The 16105-nt window shown below is 56.1% G+C and carries 13 protein-coding genes and 4 tRNA genes; all 17 read left to right on the forward strand.

The genetic code is table 11. From position 1 onward, the window contains the following. The first annotated feature begins 179 nt into the window (after positions 1–179). The 17 genes from birA (at position 180) to rpsG (ending at position 16080) form a co-directional block, all read left to right on the forward strand. Positions 180–1139, forward strand: a complete 960-nt coding sequence (birA, locus tag J2W17_RS25115) for a bifunctional biotin--[acetyl-CoA-carboxylase] ligase/biotin operon repressor BirA (RefSeq protein ID WP_307341044.1) — start codon at positions 180–182, stop codon at positions 1137–1139. After that, positions 1129–1878 carry a pantothenate kinase gene (locus J2W17_RS25120; protein ID WP_307341048.1) on the forward strand — a complete coding sequence of 250 codons (750 nt, stop codon included), beginning with the start codon at positions 1129–1131 and terminating at the stop codon, positions 1876–1878. Before birA ends, J2W17_RS25120 begins: the two co-directional genes overlap by 11 nt. A gap of 7 nt (positions 1879–1885) precedes the next feature. Beyond that, positions 1886–2326: a hypothetical protein gene (locus J2W17_RS25125; protein WP_307341051.1), complete on the forward strand. Its 441-nt coding sequence runs from the start codon at positions 1886–1888 to the stop codon at positions 2324–2326. A gap of 142 nt (positions 2327–2468) precedes the next feature. Beyond that, positions 2469–2553: transfer RNA gene (locus J2W17_RS25130), tRNA-Tyr, on the forward strand. 24 nt (positions 2554–2577) lie between these two features. After that, positions 2578–2651, forward strand: a tRNA-Gly gene (locus J2W17_RS25135). A gap of 26 nt (positions 2652–2677) precedes the next feature. Further along, positions 2678–2753 (forward strand) — tRNA-Thr (locus J2W17_RS25140). A 172-nt stretch (positions 2754–2925) separates the two neighbouring features. Then, a tRNA-Trp gene (locus tag J2W17_RS25145) sits at positions 2926–3001 on the forward strand. A 45-nt stretch (positions 3002–3046) separates the two neighbouring features. Next, the gene (gene secE, locus J2W17_RS25150) at positions 3047–3415 is read left to right on the forward strand and encodes a preprotein translocase subunit SecE (RefSeq protein ID WP_064680062.1); all 369 of its coding nucleotides are present in this window, start codon (positions 3047–3049) and stop codon (positions 3413–3415) included. A gap of 9 nt (positions 3416–3424) precedes the next feature. Then, entirely contained in the window at positions 3425–3958 is a 534-nt protein-coding gene (gene nusG / locus J2W17_RS25155; protein ID WP_007896622.1) for a transcription termination/antitermination protein NusG, read from the forward strand. A gap of 117 nt (positions 3959–4075) precedes the next feature. Further along, on the forward strand, positions 4076–4507 hold the full coding sequence (rplK, locus tag J2W17_RS25160) for a 50S ribosomal protein L11 (RefSeq protein ID WP_003210097.1): 432 nt from the start codon (positions 4076–4078) through the stop codon (positions 4505–4507). Further along, positions 4507–5202 (forward strand): 50S ribosomal protein L1, encoded by a 696-nt coding sequence (rplA, locus tag J2W17_RS25165; protein WP_019693883.1) that lies wholly within the window; start codon positions 4507–4509, stop codon positions 5200–5202. The genes rplK and rplA overlap by 1 nt, the downstream gene beginning before the upstream one ends. Before the next feature lie 198 nt (positions 5203–5400). Next, on the forward strand, positions 5401–5901 hold the full coding sequence (gene rplJ / locus J2W17_RS25170) for a 50S ribosomal protein L10 (protein ID WP_064680061.1): 501 nt from the start codon (positions 5401–5403) through the stop codon (positions 5899–5901). Positions 5902–5981: 80 nt separating this feature from the next. Beyond that, positions 5982–6347, forward strand: a complete 366-nt coding sequence (gene rplL / locus J2W17_RS25175) for a 50S ribosomal protein L7/L12 (protein WP_010467258.1) — start codon at positions 5982–5984, stop codon at positions 6345–6347. Between the two features lie 220 nt (positions 6348–6567). Beyond that, positions 6568–10641, forward strand: coding sequence for a DNA-directed RNA polymerase subunit beta (gene rpoB / locus J2W17_RS25180; protein WP_064680059.1), 4074 nt, complete (start codon positions 6568–6570; stop codon positions 10639–10641). 64 nt (positions 10642–10705) lie between these two features. After that, positions 10706–14905 (forward strand): DNA-directed RNA polymerase subunit beta', encoded by a 4200-nt coding sequence (gene rpoC / locus J2W17_RS25185; protein ID WP_307341065.1) that lies wholly within the window; start codon positions 10706–10708, stop codon positions 14903–14905. Between the two features lie 215 nt (positions 14906–15120). Next, the gene (gene rpsL / locus J2W17_RS25190; protein ID WP_002555494.1) at positions 15121–15492 is read left to right on the forward strand and encodes a 30S ribosomal protein S12; all 372 of its coding nucleotides are present in this window, start codon (positions 15121–15123) and stop codon (positions 15490–15492) included. 117 nt (positions 15493–15609) lie between these two features. Continuing rightward, positions 15610–16080, forward strand: a complete 471-nt coding sequence (gene rpsG, locus J2W17_RS25195) for a 30S ribosomal protein S7 (RefSeq protein WP_002555493.1) — start codon at positions 15610–15612, stop codon at positions 16078–16080. Positions 16081–16105 lie beyond the last annotated feature (25 nt).

The raw sequence follows: 16105 nt of genomic DNA on the forward strand, positions 1-16105 counted from the left end.
TAGTGTGGGGTTTCCCCATGTGAGAGTAGGTCATCGTCAAGATTAAATTCCGAAACCCCTATCTGCGCATGCAGGTAGGGGTTTTGTTTTTGTCCGCAGGAAAATCCGACCCCCAGGTTTTCTATGCAACGGCTCGGGGCATGGCTATCATGCAGGCCTCATTGTGAGGCGAGACTTGCATGCTGACGTTGTTAGAGCTTCTTAAAGATGGGCGGTTTCATTCCGGCCAGGCCCTGGGCATCGCCTTGGGTATCAGTCGTAGCGCGGTATGGAAGCAGCTTCAGCATCTGGAGGCTGAACTTGGCTTGTCCATTCACAAGGTGCGCGGGCGCGGGTATCAGCTGGCTGCACCCTTGACGCTGCTTGATCCTCTCGCCATCAGAGAGCAGGCCCCTTCCTGCGACTGGCCTGTTCTGGTCTTCGACTCAATTGACTCCACCAACGCCGAAGCCTTGCGCGCCATAGAGTGCGGCCAGGCTGCGCCATTCCTGGTGCTTGCCGAGCGGCAAACTGCCGGGCGAGGGCGACGCGGGCGAAAGTGGGCCAGTCCTTTTGCGGAAAACGTCTATTACAGCCTGGTGTTGCGCATCGAGGGTGGAATGCGCCAGCTCGAGGGCTTGAGTCTGGTCGTCGGGCTTGCGGTAATGCAGGCCTTGCGAGAGCTTGGTATTCCCGCAGCGGGGCTGAAGTGGCCCAATGATGTTCTGGTGGGGCAAAAAAAGATCGCAGGGATATTGCTCGAGCTGGTTGGGGATCCTGCCGATGTCTGCCATGTGGTCCTGGGTGTAGGGATTAATGTGAACATGCAGATGACCGATGAGGTTGATCAGCAGTGGACGTCCATGCGGCTTGAATCGGGCAAGGCCTTTGATCGCAATTACCTCGTCGCCGTCTTGGGGGAGAAACTCCAGGCCTATTTGAGTCGTCATCAAGTCGGCGGATTTTCAGCTATCCAGGCGGAGTGGGAGCAAAATCATCTTTGGCAGGGGCGCGCTGTGTCGCTGATTGCTGGTGTTAACCAAATAGATGGCGAAGTACTGGGAATTGATAGTCAGGGTGCCTTGCGCTTGAAGGTGGATGGTGTGGAAAAAGTCTTTAGTGGTGGTGAGCTCAGCCTGAGGTTGCGTGATGATTCTTGAGCTGGACTGCGGAAACAGTTTCATCAAGTGGCGGGTGCTCGATGCGGATGTCCGTCGGGTGGTGGGCGAGGGCGTCGTTGATTCGGACCTCGCTCTGCTGGAGAGCCTGAAGGCGCTCAAGGGGCTCGCGCTCAAGTTTTGCCGATTGGTCAGTGTCAGGACCCCTGAAGAAACCCATGCATTGATTGCGCTGCTGACGCAGGCTTTCGGTATATCGGTAGCTTGCGCAGCGCCAGCTCGCGAAATGTCCGATGTTCGTAACGGGTATGAGGAGTTCGAGCGGCTGGGGCTCGATCGTTGGCTGGCGATGCTGGGCGGCTATCACCTGGCGTCGGGTGCTTGCCTGGTGCTCGATTTCGGTACCGCGGTCACTGCTGACTTCATTGCCGCCGATGGGGAGCATCTCGGCGGATTCATATGCCCGGGAATTCCCCTGATGCGCAATCAGCTGCGGACCCATACCCGTAGAATCCGCTACGGGGATCTCGCTGCCGAGCGTGCGCTGGAAAGTCTTGTCCCGGGTCGCACCACTGTCGAAGCGGTGGAGCGAGGGTGCTCACTGATGCTCAGGGGCTTTGTCCTGACCCAGCTGGAGATGGCGCGCAGCTATTGGGGGGATGATTTTACTTTGTTCCTCACTGGGGGGGATGCAGACCTGGTCTCCGGGATCGTGCCAGAGGCCAGGGTGGTTCCGGACCTGGTGTTCGTAGGCTTGGCTATGGCATGTCCCTTGTCCTGAGGTATTTATGCGTTGGTTGTTCCTGCTGCTGCTCGTTCTCAATGTGTTCTATTACATCTGGCATCAACAAGAGGCGCCTCTGCGTGCCAAAGATGTTACGCCGTTGAGCTTGTATCGAGGTTCGCAGCAGGATATCCGCCTGTTGAGCGAGACGACCGAGGCGATACGAGACAAAGAAAAATCGCCCCGGCCAAATGACGGTTGCCTGTATCTGGGAGGTTTTACGCGCCAGGAACCCGCTCAAGCGGTCGAGCGGCGATTGAATGGCATGGAAATCAAATTCCAGTCATTGCCGAAGGATTCTGCCGAATCCGCGGGTTACTGGGTGCGTGTGGCGCCCGAAAGCCGGCGCTGGCTGGATGATTCGCAGCTGAAAAACCTTTCCAGAGAATTCAATGAGTTAAAACATAAAATAATGCCCTGTGAGGGGGTTGCACCGACTCAATAGTTTGCATAGAATGGCGCCCGCTCCGCAGTGAACACCTTTAACGGTTAACGCTACGGAGCGAGGTCAACGCAGCTAACCTCAGGTTTTTAATGAGAAAATGCTTGACAGAAGGCCGGCGTAGTATAGAATGCCGGCTCGCTTAGGAGGGGTTCCCGAGCGGCCAAAGGGATCAGACTGTAAATCTGACGTCTACGACTTCGAAGGTTCGAATCCTTCCCCCTCCACCATTTTTAGCGAGAGCTGCAAGCCTCGCGGGTATAGTTTAGTGGTAGAACCTCAGCCTTCCAAGCTGATGATGCGGGTTCGATTCCCGCTACCCGCTCCAAGTTTGCAGATTTTGCAAAGTGTTACGCTCTTGTAGCTCAGTTGGTAGAGCACACCCTTGGTAAGGGTGAGGTCAGCGGTTCAAATCCGCTCAAGAGCTCCATATAACAAGGCAGATATGAAAATATCTGCCTTTGTTTTAAGTGGTCAGGGTTGCCGTTAGTTGTTCGCGGTGACGGCCGTGCCGCCAGAATGGGTGTCGCAGCCAGGGCTGCTGAGTAAATTGTTGTAAAGTCTTCTTCAGGCCGGCATAATGGTCGGCCTGATTTTGTTTTAGGTCAGTAGCTCAATTGGCAGAGCGACGGTCTCCAAAACCGTAGGTTGGGGGTTCGATTCCCTCCTGACCTGCCAGATTCACTTGGTGGGTTTGGCTTTCTTTTCACAGGATCTTCATAGATGACTCCTAAAGCTGAAGCTCAAGGCTCTCGCTTCGATCTGCTCAAGTGGCTAGCAGTAGCTGCTTTGGTGGTTGTTGGCGTTGTTGGCAATCAGTATTACTCTGCTTCGCCGATCCTGTACCGCGTACTTGCATTGCTTGTCATTGCTGCTGTAGCTGCCTTTGTAGGCCTGCAGACAGCCAAGGGCAAGTCTTTCTTTGTGCTGGTGAAGGAAGCTCGCACCGAGATTCGTAAAGTCGTATGGCCAACTCGCCAAGAAACCACGCAGACCACGTTGATCGTTGTGGCTGTTGTCCTGGTTATGGCGTTGCTGTTGTGGGGGCTTGATTCCCTGCTCGGCTGGCTTGTTTCCTTGATTGTCGGCTAAGGGTGTCCCGTGGCTAAGCGTTGGTACGTTGTGCATGCTTACTCCGGTTACGAGAAGCATGTCATGCGCTCGCTGGTAGAGCGCGTAAAGCTGGCTGGCATGGAAGATGGCTTTGGCGAAATTCTGGTTCCCACTGAAGAAGTGGTTGAAATGCGTAATGGCCAGAAACGCAAAAGCGAGCGCAAGTTCTTCCCAGGTTATGTGCTGGTCCAGATGGACATGAACGAGGGTACTTGGCACTTGGTCAAGGATACGCCTCGGGTGATGGGTTTCATCGGCGGTACTGCTGATAAGCCTGCACCGATCACAGACAAAGAGGCAGAAGCGATTCTGCGTCGTGTTGCTGACGGTAGCGACAAGCCGAAGCCGAAGACATTGTTCGAGCCAGGTGAGTCGGTACGGGTCAACGACGGACCGTTTGCCGATTTTACCGGCACGGTTGAAGAAGTTAACTACGAAAAAAGCCGGATCCAAGTGGCAGTGCTTATTTTCGGACGCTCTACTCCGGTAGAGCTTGAGTTCAGTCAGGTCGAAAAGGTCTAGCTGAGCAAGCATCCCAACCCCGCAGCCTCAGGCTGTGGGGTTTTGTCGTCACTGGGATAAACGCGCAAGTAACCGGGGAGCCTTTCGAGGCGTTTGAACCCGTAATTGGAGTGCCTCATGGCCAAGAAAATTACCGCTTACATCAAGCTGCAAGTGAAGGCCGCTCAGGCTAACCCAAGCCCACCTGTTGGTCCTGCCCTGGGTCAGCACGGCGTGAACATCATGGAATTCTGCAAGGCTTTCAACGCCCGTACCCAAGGTATTGAACCAGGCCTGCCGACTCCAGTGATCATCACTGTCTACAGCGACCGTAGCTTCACTTTCGAAACCAAATCCACCCCTGCTTCGGTTCTGCTGAAGAAGGCGGCTGGTCTGACTAGCGGTTCCGCTCGTCCGAACACCGTTAAGGTTGGCACCGTGACCCGTGCTCAGCTGGAAGAAATCGCGAAAACCAAAAACGCGGATCTGACTGCAGCTGATATGGATGCAGCCGTGCGTACTATCGCCGGTTCTGCTCGTAGCATGGGCCTTAACGTGGAGGGTGTGTAATGGCTAAGCTGACCAAGCGTCAAAAGGCTATCGCCGGCAAAATCGAAGCAGGCAAGGCCTACAACTTTGTAGACGCTGCTGCCCTGCTGGCCGAGCTGTCGACTGTCAAGTTCAGCGAGTCGTTCGACGTTGCTGTAAACCTGGGCGTTGACCCGCGTAAATCCGACCAGGTCGTTCGTAGCGCTACTGTGCTGCCACACGGCACTGGCAAGACCGTTCGCGTTGCCGTGTTCACCCAGGGTCCAGCTGCCGAGGCCGCTCTGGCTGCCGGCGCTGACCGTGTAGGCATGGACGACCTGGCTGCCGAAATGAAAGGCGGCGACCTGAACTATGACGTAGTGATCGCATCCCCGGATGCCATGCGCGTTGTAGGCCAGTTGGGTCAGATCCTCGGTCCACGTGGCCTGATGCCTAACCCTAAAGTCGGCACCGTAACCCCAGACGTAGCTACCGCGGTTAAAAACGCCAAGGCTGGTCAGGTTCGTTATCGCACCGACAAAAACGGCATCATCCACACCTCCGTTGGCAAAGTCGGCTTCGATGCCGTCAAGCTGAAGGAAAACGTTGAAGCCCTGATCGCTGATCTGAAGCGTATCAAGCCTGCTTCCTCGAAAGGTATTTACGTCAAGCGCGTTACCCTGAGCACCACCATGGGTCCAGGCCTGGTCATCGACCAAGGTTCGCTCGACGCGTAAGACACAGGTTGGCGCAAGCGATTGCGCCAATTGAAAGATTGGGGTCCCTGCCTGGCGGGGGCTATCCAAGACCGTAGGCGACGCAAGTCTTAAACCTCAAGCCTACGCAGATGGTGCTCCCGGTTCCTTACCGAATCAGACACCAAAACGACATCCGGCTTCGGTTGGATGAAACGGTAACAAGCAGGAGTTTTTCCCGTGGCAATTAAACTTGAAGACAAGAAGGCCATCGTCGCTGAAGTCAACAAGGCTGCCCAAGTTGCTCTGTCCGCTGTCGTGGCTGATGCCCGTGGCGTAACAGTAGGCGCTATGACCGGACTCCGTAAAGAGGCTCGTGAAGCTGGCGTTTACGTACGTGTTGTACGTAACACCCTGCTCAAGCGCGCCGTTGCTGGCACTCAATATGACGTGCTCAACGACGTGTTCACCGGCCCGACCTTGATTGCATTCTCCAAAGACCATCCGGGCGCTGCTGCCCGTATTTTCAAAGAGTTCGCAAAAGGTCAGGACAAGTTCGAGATCAAGGCAGCTGCGTTCGAGGGCAAGTACCTCGCAGCTAATCAGATCGACGTACTGGCAAGCCTGCCGACCCGTGACGAAGCAATTTCTCAGCTGATGAGCGTGATTCAAGGCGCAACCAGCAAGTTGGCTCGTACTCTGGCGGCTCTTCGCGACCAGAAAGAAGCTGCTGCAGCCTAAGGCTGAGCGTCTCCTTTCAGCGTTTATTGTTTATTTCGATGGCCGCGTAGGCTGTCACCCCAATACAGGAATTTATAGTCATGTCTCTGACTAACGACCAAATCATCGAAGCAATCGGCGAAAAATCCGTTCTGGAAATCGTTGAGCTGATCAAGGCCATGGAAGAGAAGTTCGGCGTTTCCGCTGCCGCTGCTTCCGCAGGTCCAGCCGCTGTTGCTGCCGTTGTTGAAGAACAAACTGAATTCAACGTCATGCTGCTGGAAGCTGGCGAGAAGAAAGTTAACGTGATCAAGGCAGTACGTGAACTGACCGGTCTGGGCCTGAAAGAAGCCAAGGCTGTAGTTGACGGCGCTCCTGGCATGGTTCTGGAAGCTGTTTCGAAAGACGCAGCTGACAAAGCCAAGGCCACTCTGGAAGAAGCAGGCGCTAAAGTCGAGCTGAAGTAAGCATCGACCTTGCGTCTCCAGCCCGAGCGTTAAGCGAAAGGCTGATGGCTGGTGGCTCTTGCCACCGGCCTTTTTCCGTTATTGGCAGCCGACTGGGTCGGTGCTGGTAACGAGCTGTAACCACCCGATGCGGTGGCGCAAACCATGGGGTTTGCACGATTTTCTGGCTGCTCCCGTCGGGAGGGGCCAAACAAGCAGGTGACCAAGCTGGGGAACGCTGATGGCTTACTCATATACTGAGAAAAAACGTATCCGCAAGGACTTTAGCAAGTTGCCGGACGTCATGGATGTGCCGTATCTCCTGGCAATCCAGCTGGATTCGTATCGTGAATTCTTGCAGGCGGGAGCGACTAAAGATCAGTTCCGCGACGTGGGCCTGCATGCGGCCTTCAAATCCGTTTTCCCGATCATCAGCTACTCCGGCAATGCTGCGCTGGAGTACGTCGGTTATCGCCTGGGCGAACCGGCATTTGATGTCAAAGAATGCGTATTGCGCGGTGTAACTTACGCCGTACCTTTGCGGGTAAAAGTGCGCCTGATCATTTTCGACAAAGAATCGTCGAACAAAGCGATCAAGGACATCAAAGAGCAAGAAGTCTACATGGGTGAAATCCCCCTGATGACTGAAAACGGTACCTTCGTAATCAACGGTACCGAGCGAGTAATCGTTTCCCAGCTGCACCGTTCCCCGGGCGTGTTCTTCGACCACGACCGTGGCAAGACGCACAGCTCCGGCAAACTGCTGTACTCCGCGCGCATCATTCCTTACCGCGGTTCGTGGCTGGACTTCGAGTTCGACCCGAAAGACTGCGTGTTCGTGCGTATCGACCGTCGTCGCAAGCTGCCTGCATCGGTACTGCTGCGTGCGCTCGGCTATACCACCGAAGAAGTGCTCGACGCGTTCTACACCACCAACGTTTTCCACCTGAGCGGCGAAACCCTCAGTCTGGAACTGATTGCTTCGCGTCTGCGTGGTGAAATCGCGGTTCTTGATATTCAGGACGAGAAGGGCAAGGTCATCGTTGAGGCTGGTCGCCGTATTACTGCGCGCCACATCAACCAGATCGAAAAAGCCGGTCTCAAGACCCTGGAAGTGCCTCTGGACTACGTCCTGGGTCGCACTACCGCCAAGGCCATCGTGCATCCGGCAACCGGCGAAATCCTGGCAGAGTGCAACACCGAGCTGAACACCGAGATCCTGGCAAAAATCGCCAAGGCCCAGGTTGTTCGCATCGAAACTCTGTACACCAACGATATCGACTGCGGTCCGTTCGTCTCCGACACCCTGAAGATCGACTCCACCAGCAACCAATTGGAAGCGCTGGTCGAGATCTATCGCATGATGCGTCCAGGCGAGCCGCCAACCAAAGACGCTGCCGAGACTCTGTTCAACAACCTGTTCTTCAGCCCTGAGCGCTATGACCTGTCTGCGGTCGGCCGGATGAAGTTCAACCGTCGTATCGGTCGTACCGAGATCGAAGGTTCGGGCGTGTTGTGCAAGGAAGACATCGTCGCGGTACTGAAGACTCTGGTCGACATCCGTAACGGCAAAGGCATCGTCGATGACATCGACCACCTGGGTAACCGTCGTGTTCGCTGTGTAGGCGAAATGGCCGAGAACCAGTTCCGCGTTGGCCTGGTACGTGTTGAGCGTGCGGTCAAAGAGCGTCTGTCGATGGCTGAAAGCGAAGGCCTGATGCCGCAAGACCTGATCAACGCCAAGCCAGTGGCTGCGGCGGTGAAAGAGTTCTTCGGTTCCAGCCAGCTGTCCCAGTTCATGGACCAGAACAACCCGCTGTCCGAGATCACCCACAAGCGTCGTGTGTCTGCACTCGGCCCTGGCGGTCTGACTCGTGAGCGTGCCGGCTTTGAAGTTCGTGACGTACACCCGACTCACTACGGTCGTGTATGCCCGATTGAAACGCCGGAAGGTCCGAACATCGGTCTGATCAACTCCCTGGCTGCTTATGCGCGCACCAACCAGTACGGCTTCCTCGAGAGCCCGTACCGTGTGGTGAAAGACGCTCTGGTCACCGACGAGATCGTGTTCCTGTCCGCCATCGAAGAAGCTGATCACGTGATCGCCCAGGCTTCGGCCACGATGAACGACAAGAAAGTCCTGATCGACGAGCTGGTAGCTGTTCGTCACTTGAACGAGTTCACCGTCAAGGCGCCGGAAGACGTGACCTTGATGGACGTTTCGCCGAAGCAGGTAGTGTCGGTTGCAGCGTCGCTGATCCCGTTCCTCGAGCACGATGACGCCAACCGTGCGTTGATGGGTTCGAACATGCAGCGTCAAGCTGTACCTACCCTGCGCGCTGACAAGCCGCTGGTCGGTACCGGCATGGAGCGTAACGTAGCCCGTGACTCCGGCGTTTGCGTCGTGGCTCGTCGTGGCGGCGTGATCGACTCCGTCGACGCCAGCCGTATCGTGGTTCGTGTTGCCGATGACGAAGTTGAAACCGGCGAAGCCGGTGTCGACATCTACAACCTGACCAAATACACCCGCTCCAACCAGAACACCTGCATCAACCAGCGTCCGCTGGTGCGTAAAGGTGATCGGGTTCAGCGCAGCGATATCATGGCCGACGGCCCGTCCACCGACATGGGTGAACTGGCGCTGGGTCAGAACATGCGCATCGCGTTCATGGCGTGGAACGGCTTCAACTTCGAAGACTCCATCTGCCTGTCCGAGCGTGTGGTTCAGGAAGACCGCTTCACCACGATCCACATCCAGGAACTGACCTGTGTGGCACGTGACACCAAGCTTGGGCCAGAGGAAATCACTGCCGACATCCCGAACGTGGGTGAAGCGGCACTGAACAAGCTGGACGAAGCCGGTATCGTTTACGTAGGTGCCGAAGTAGGCGCAGGCGACATTCTGGTCGGCAAGGTCACTCCGAAAGGCGAGACCCAACTGACGCCGGAAGAAAAGCTGTTGCGTGCCATCTTCGGTGAAAAAGCCAGCGACGTTAAAGACACCTCCCTGCGCGTGCCTACCGGCACCAAGGGTACTGTCATCGACGTACAGGTCTTCACCCGTGACGGCGTCGAGCGTGATGCTCGTGCACTGTCGATCGAGAAGACTCAACTCGACGAGATCCGCAAGGACCTGAACGAAGAGTTCCGTATCGTTGAAGGCGCGACTTTCGAACGTCTGCGTTCCGCTCTGGTCGGCCACAAAGCCGAAGGCGGCGCCGGCCTGAAGAAAGGTCAGGACATCACCGACGAAGTGCTCGACGGTCTTGAGCATGGCCAGTGGTTCAAACTGCGCATGGCTGAAGATGCTCTGAACGAGCAGCTCGAGAAGGCTCAGGCCTACATCGTCGATCGTCGCCGTCTGCTGGACGACAAGTTCGAAGACAAGAAGCGCAAACTGCAGCAGGGCGATGACCTGGCTCCAGGCGTGCTGAAAATCGTCAAGGTTTACCTGGCAATCCGTCGCCGCATCCAGCCGGGCGACAAGATGGCCGGTCGTCACGGTAACAAAGGTGTGGTCTCCGTGATCATGCCGGTTGAAGACATGCCGCACGATGCCAATGGCACCCCGGTCGACGTCGTCCTCAACCCGTTGGGCGTACCTTCGCGTATGAACGTTGGTCAGATCCTTGAAACCCACCTGGGCCTCGCAGCCAAGGGCCTGGGCGAGAAGATCAACCGCATGATCGAAGAGCAGCGTAAAGTTGCCGATCTGCGCAAGTTCCTGCACGAGATCTACAACGAGATCGGCGGTCGCAACGAAGATCTGGACAGCTTCTCCGACCAGGAAATCCTGGATCTGGCGAAGAACCTGCGTGGCGGCGTTCCAATGGCCACTCCAGTGTTCGACGGTGCCAAGGAAAGCGAAATCAAGGCCATGCTGAAACTGGCGGACCTGCCGGAAAGTGGCCAGATGCAGCTGACCGACGGCCGTACCGGCAACAAGTTCGAGCGCCCGGTGACTGTTGGCTACATGTACATGCTGAAGCTGAACCACTTGGTAGACGACAAGATGCACGCTCGTTCTACCGGTTCGTACAGCCTGGTTACCCAGCAGCCGCTGGGTGGTAAGGCGCAGTTCGGTGGTCAGCGTTTCGGGGAGATGGAGGTCTGGGCACTGGAAGCATACGGTGCTGCTTACACTCTGCAAGAAATGCTCACAGTGAAGTCGGACGATGTGAACGGCCGGACCAAGATGTACAAAAACATCGTGGACGGCGATCACCGTATGGAGCCGGGCATGCCCGAGTCCTTCAACGTGTTGATCAAGGAAATTCGTTCCCTCGGCATCGATATCGATCTGGAAACCGAATAACACGTGACGCGAATCGAGAGCGGGGCAGGATTGCCCGCTCTCTGCTCCGCCAGGAGGAAAGGCCTTGAAAGACCTACTGAATTTGCTGAAAAACCAGGGTCAAGTCGAAGAGTTCGACGCCATCCGTATTGGATTGGCATCGCCTGAGATGATCCGTTCGTGGTCGTTCGGTGAAGTTAAAAAGCCGGAAACCATCAACTACCGTACGTTCAAACCTGAACGTGACGGCCTGTTCTGCGCCAAGATCTTTGGCCCGGTAAAGGATTACGAGTGCCTGTGCGGTAAGTACAAGCGCTTGAAGCACCGTGGTGTGATCTGCGAGAAGTGCGGCGTTGAAGTCGCGCTGGCCAAGGTTCGTCGTGAGCGCATGGCGCACATCGAACTGGCTTCGCCGGTTGCCCACATCTGGTTCCTGAAATCGCTGCCGTCGCGTATCGGCTTGCTGATGGACATGACCCTGCGTGATATCGAACGCGTTCTCTACTTCGAGAGCTATGTCGTTATCGATCCAGGCATGACCACCCTTGAAAAAGGTCAGCTGCTCAACGACGAGCAGTACTTCGAAGCGCTGGAAGAGTTCGGCGACGATTTCGATGCCCGCATGGGTGCCGAAGCTGTCCGTGAACTGTTGCACGCTATCGACCTGGAACACGAGATTGGCCGTCTGCGTGAAGAAATTCCGCAAACCAACTCCGAAACCAAGATCAAGAAGCTGTCCAAGCGTCTGAAGTTGATGGAAGCCTTTCAGGGTTCCGGCAACCTTCCAGAATGGATGGTGCTGACCGTTCTGCCGGTTCTGCCGCCAGATCTGCGTCCACTGGTCCCGCTGGATGGCGGTCGCTTCGCGACTTCCGACCTCAACGATCTGTATCGTCGAGTGATCAACCGTAACAACCGCTTGAAGCGTCTGCTCGATCTGTCCGCTCCGGACATCATCGTGCGCAACGAAAAGCGTATGTTGCAGGAAGCTGTCGATGCACTGCTCGACAACGGTCGTCGTGGCCGCGCTATCACCGGTTCCAACAAGCGTCCTCTGAAATCCCTGGCTGACATGATCAAGGGTAAGCAGGGTCGTTTCCGTCAGAACTTGCTCGGTAAGCGTGTTGACTACTCCGGTCGTTCGGTAATTACCGTAGGTCCGACCCTGCGTCTGCACCAGTGCGGTCTGCCGAAGAAGATGGCTCTGGAGCTGTTCAAGCCGTTCATTTTCGGCAAGCTGGAAATGCGTGGTCTCGCGACCACCATCAAAGCCGCCAAGAAGATGGTCGAGCGCGAGCTGCCAGAGGTTTGGGACGTTCTCGCTGAAGTGATCCGTGAACACCCGGTTCTCCTCAACCGTGCACCGACCCTTCACCGTCTGGGTATCCAGGCGTTTGAACCGGTTCTGATCGAAGGTAAGGCTATCCAGCTGCACCCTCTGGTCTGTGCTGCGTACAACGCCGACTTCGACGGCGACCAAATGGCCGTGCACGTACCGCTGACACTGGAAGCCCAGTTGGAAGCGCGTGCGTTGATGATGTCGACCAACAACATTCTGTCGCCAGCCAACGGTGAGCCAATCATCGTTCCGTCGCAGGACGTTGTATTGGGTCTGTACTACATGACACGTGAAGCGATCAACGCCAAGGGCGAAGGTCGTGTGTTCGCGGATCTGCAGGAAGTTGACCGTGTGTTCCGTGCCGGCGAAGCCGCACTGCACGCCAAGGTCAAAGTGCGGATCAACGAAACCGTCAACGATCGTGATGGTGGCAGCGTCAAGAACACCCGTATCGTCGACACCACTGTTGGCCGTGCGCTGTTGTTCCAGGTTGTTCCACCTGGCCTGTCGTACGACGTCGTCAACCAGCCGATGAAGAAAAAGGCGATCTCCAAGCTGATCAACCAGTGCTATCGCGTGGTTGGTTTGAAAGAGACCGTGATCTTCGCTGACCAGTTGATGTACACCGGTTTTGCCTATTCGACCATCTCCGGCGTTTCCATCGGTGTTAACGACTTCGTTATCCCGGATGAAAAAGCCCGCATCATCAATGCTGCTACTGATGAAGTGAAAGAGATCGAAAGTCAGTACGCCTCCGGCCTGGTAACCCAGGGCGAGAAGTACAACAAAGTGATCGACCTTTGGTCCAAGGCGAACGACGAAGTTTCCAAGGCGATGATGGCCAACCTCTCGAAAGAGAAAGTCATCGACCGTCATGGCGTCGAAGTCGACCAGGAGTCCTTCAACTCGATGTACATGATGGCCGACTCGGGCGCACGGGGTTCTGCTGCGCAGATCCGTCAGCTCGCCGGTATGCGTGGCCTGATGGCCAAGCCGGACGGTTCCATCATCGAAACGCCGATTACTGCGAACTTCCGTGAAGGTTTGAGCGTACTTCAGTACTTCATCTCCACTCACGGTGCTCGTAAAGGTTTGGCGGATACCGCGTTGAAAACGGCGAACTCCGGTTACCTGACTCGTCGTCTGGTAGACGTGGCGCAGGATCTGGTCGTGACCGAGATCGATTGCGGCACCGAGCATGGCCTGGTCATGACGCCGCACATTGAAGGCGGTGACGTTGTCGAGCCGCTGGGTGAGCGCGTATTGGGTCGAGTCATTGCCCGTGACGTATTCAAGCCGGGTACCGAGGAAGTTATCGTTCCTGGCGGCACTCTGGTAGACGAGAAGTGGGTCGAGTTCATCGAGCTGAACAGCATCGACGAAGTGATCGTGCGTTCGCCGATCAGCTGCGAAACCCGCTACGGCATTTGCGCCAAGTGCTACGGCCGTGATTTGGCTCGTGGTCACCAGGTGAACATCGGTGAAGCGGTCGGCGTTATCGCTGCCCAGTCCATCGGTGAGCCGGGTACCCAGCTGACCATGCGTACGTTCCACATCGGTGGTGCGGCAAGCCGGACCTCCGCAGCCGACAGCGTTCAGGTGAAGAATGGCGGTACCGTCCGTCTGCATAACCTGAAGCACGTTGAGCGAGTGGATGGTTGCCTGGTTGCCGTGTCCCGTTCCGGTGAGCTGGCGATCGCTGATGACTTCGGTCGTGAGCGCGAGCGCTACAAGCTGCCGTACGGTGCCGTGATTTCGGTTAAAGAAGGTGACAAGGTCGACGCTGGCGCAATCGTGGCCAAGTGGGATCCGCACACTCACCCGATCGTTACCGAAATGAAAGGTACCGTGACCTACGTGGGCATGGAAGAAGGCATCACGATCAAGCGTCAGACTGACGAATTGACCGGTATGACCAACATTGAAGTACTCGACGCCAAAGACCGTCCAGCCGCCGGTAAAGATATCCGTCCTGCTGTGAAGATGGTTGATGACAACGGCAAGGATCTGTTGCTGCCAGGCACTGACGTTATCGCTCAGTACTTCCTGCCAGCCAACGCCCTGGTCGGTGTTGCGGATGGTGCGAAGATTGCGATCGGTGATGTTATCGCTCGTATCCCGCAAGAGACTTCGAAGACCCGTGACATCACCGGTGGTCTGCCGCGTGTTGCCGACTTGTTCGAAGCGCGTCGTCCGAAAGAAGCCTCGATTCTGGCTGAAGTCAGCGGCACCATCGCGTTCGGTAAAGAGACCAAAGGCAAGCGCCGTCTGGTTATTACCCCGAACGACGGTACCGATCCGTACGAAGAGCTGATTCCGAAGTGGCGTCACCTGAACGTCTTCGAAGGCGAACAGGTAAACCGCGGCGAAGTTATCTCCGACGGCCCGAGCGATCCACACGACATCCTGCGTCTGCTGGGTGTGAGTGCGCTGGCCAAGTACATCGTGAACGAGATCCAGGACGTTTACCGTCTGCAAGGCGTGAAGATCAACGACAAGCACATCGAGACCATCCTGCGTCAGATGCTGCGTAAAGTTGAAATCGCTGAATCCGGCGATTCCAGTTTCATCAAGGGCGACCAGATGGAATTGACTCACGTTCTGGTAGAGAACGAGCGTCTGGCTGGCGACGAGAAATTCGTTTCCAAGTTCACTCGTGTGTTGCTGGGTATTACCAAGGCGTCGCTGTCCACCGAATCGTTCATCTCGGCGGCTTCCTTCCAGGAAACCACCCGCGTACTGACCGAAGCGGCGGTAACCGGCAAGCGCGATTACCTGCGCGGCCTGAAAGAAAACGTGGTCGTGGGTCGTCTGATCCCGGCCGGTACCGGTCTGGCTTACCACAGCGAGCGCAAGCGCCGCCGTGATGCTGACAAACCGTTGCGCGTAAGCGCCAGTGAAGTGGAAGCTGCACTGACCGAAGCGCTGAACTCGAGCGGTAACTGAGTTCTGCGATAAATGAGCATGGGCCCTGGCCGTTCCGTTCATCGAATCGAGACAATTTGTCGAGGTTGGATGAGCGGGGAGGTCGGGGCCTTGCCTTGACTGGGGACAAGATCCTCTTTAGACTCTTGTACCCCTAAATTTGGCGGGAATTCGTTCCTGCCATTTTGCTTTTCTTGCAAGACAATAGCGTCGCAAGACAACAGTGGAGCTAGTAGATGGCAACTATCAACCAGCTGGTACGTCAGCCGCGTAAGCGTATCGTCGAGAAATCCGACGTGCCTGCGCTGCAGAACTGCCCGCAACGTCGTGGCGTATGCACCCGTGTGTATACCACCACGCCGAAAAAACCTAACTCGGCACTGCGTAAAGTATGCCGTGTGCGCCTGACCAACGGTTTCGAGGTTTCCTCGTACATCGGCGGTGAAGGCCACAACCTGCAAGAGCACAGCGTGGTACTGATCCGCGGCGGTCGTGTAAAAGACTTGCCAGGTGTTCGTTATCACACCGTACGCGGTTCTCTGGATACTTCCGGCGTTAAAGGTCGTAACCAGGGTCGTTCGAAGTACGGTACCAAGAAGCCTAAGTAGTAGCGGCTTTTTGTAAAACTGATTCTCCATTTTTCTGAGTCGATAAGAGTAAGGTCGGAGGCGTCCCGAAAGGGCACCGATTCCGAGCGAACCTGAAGACCGTTTGAGGGCTTATCCATGCCAAGAAGACGCGTAGCAGCCAAGCGCGAAGTGCTTGACGATCCAAAATACGGCAGCCAGATCCTGGCCAAGTTCATGAACCACGTAATGGAAAGCGGCAAGAAAGCCGTTGCCGAACGTATCGTTTATGGCGCGCTGGAAAAGGTTAAAGAACGCAAGAACAGCGACCCCCTGGAAATCTTCGAGAAAGCTCTCGACGCCATCGCTCCGCTGGTCGAAGTAAAGTCGCGCCGTGTAGGCGGTGCTACTTACCAGGTTCCGGTTGAAGTTCGTCCGTCCCGTCGTAACGCTCTGGCAATGCGCTGGTTGGTAGACTTCGCCCGCAAGCGCGGCGAGAAGTCTATGGCTCTGCGTTTGGCTGGCGAACTGCTGGACGCTGCCGAAGGCAAAGGTGCTGCAGTTAAGAAGCGTGAAGACGTGCACCGTATGGCTGAAGCCAACAAGGCTTTCTCGCACTACCGCTTCTAATTTTAGCGTCACTAATTTTGCGAGG

It is taken from the genome of Pseudomonas lini (genome assembly GCF_030812475.1).
In the GTDB taxonomy this organism is placed as follows: Bacteria; Pseudomonadota; Gammaproteobacteria; order Pseudomonadales; family Pseudomonadaceae; genus Aquipseudomonas; species Aquipseudomonas lini_A.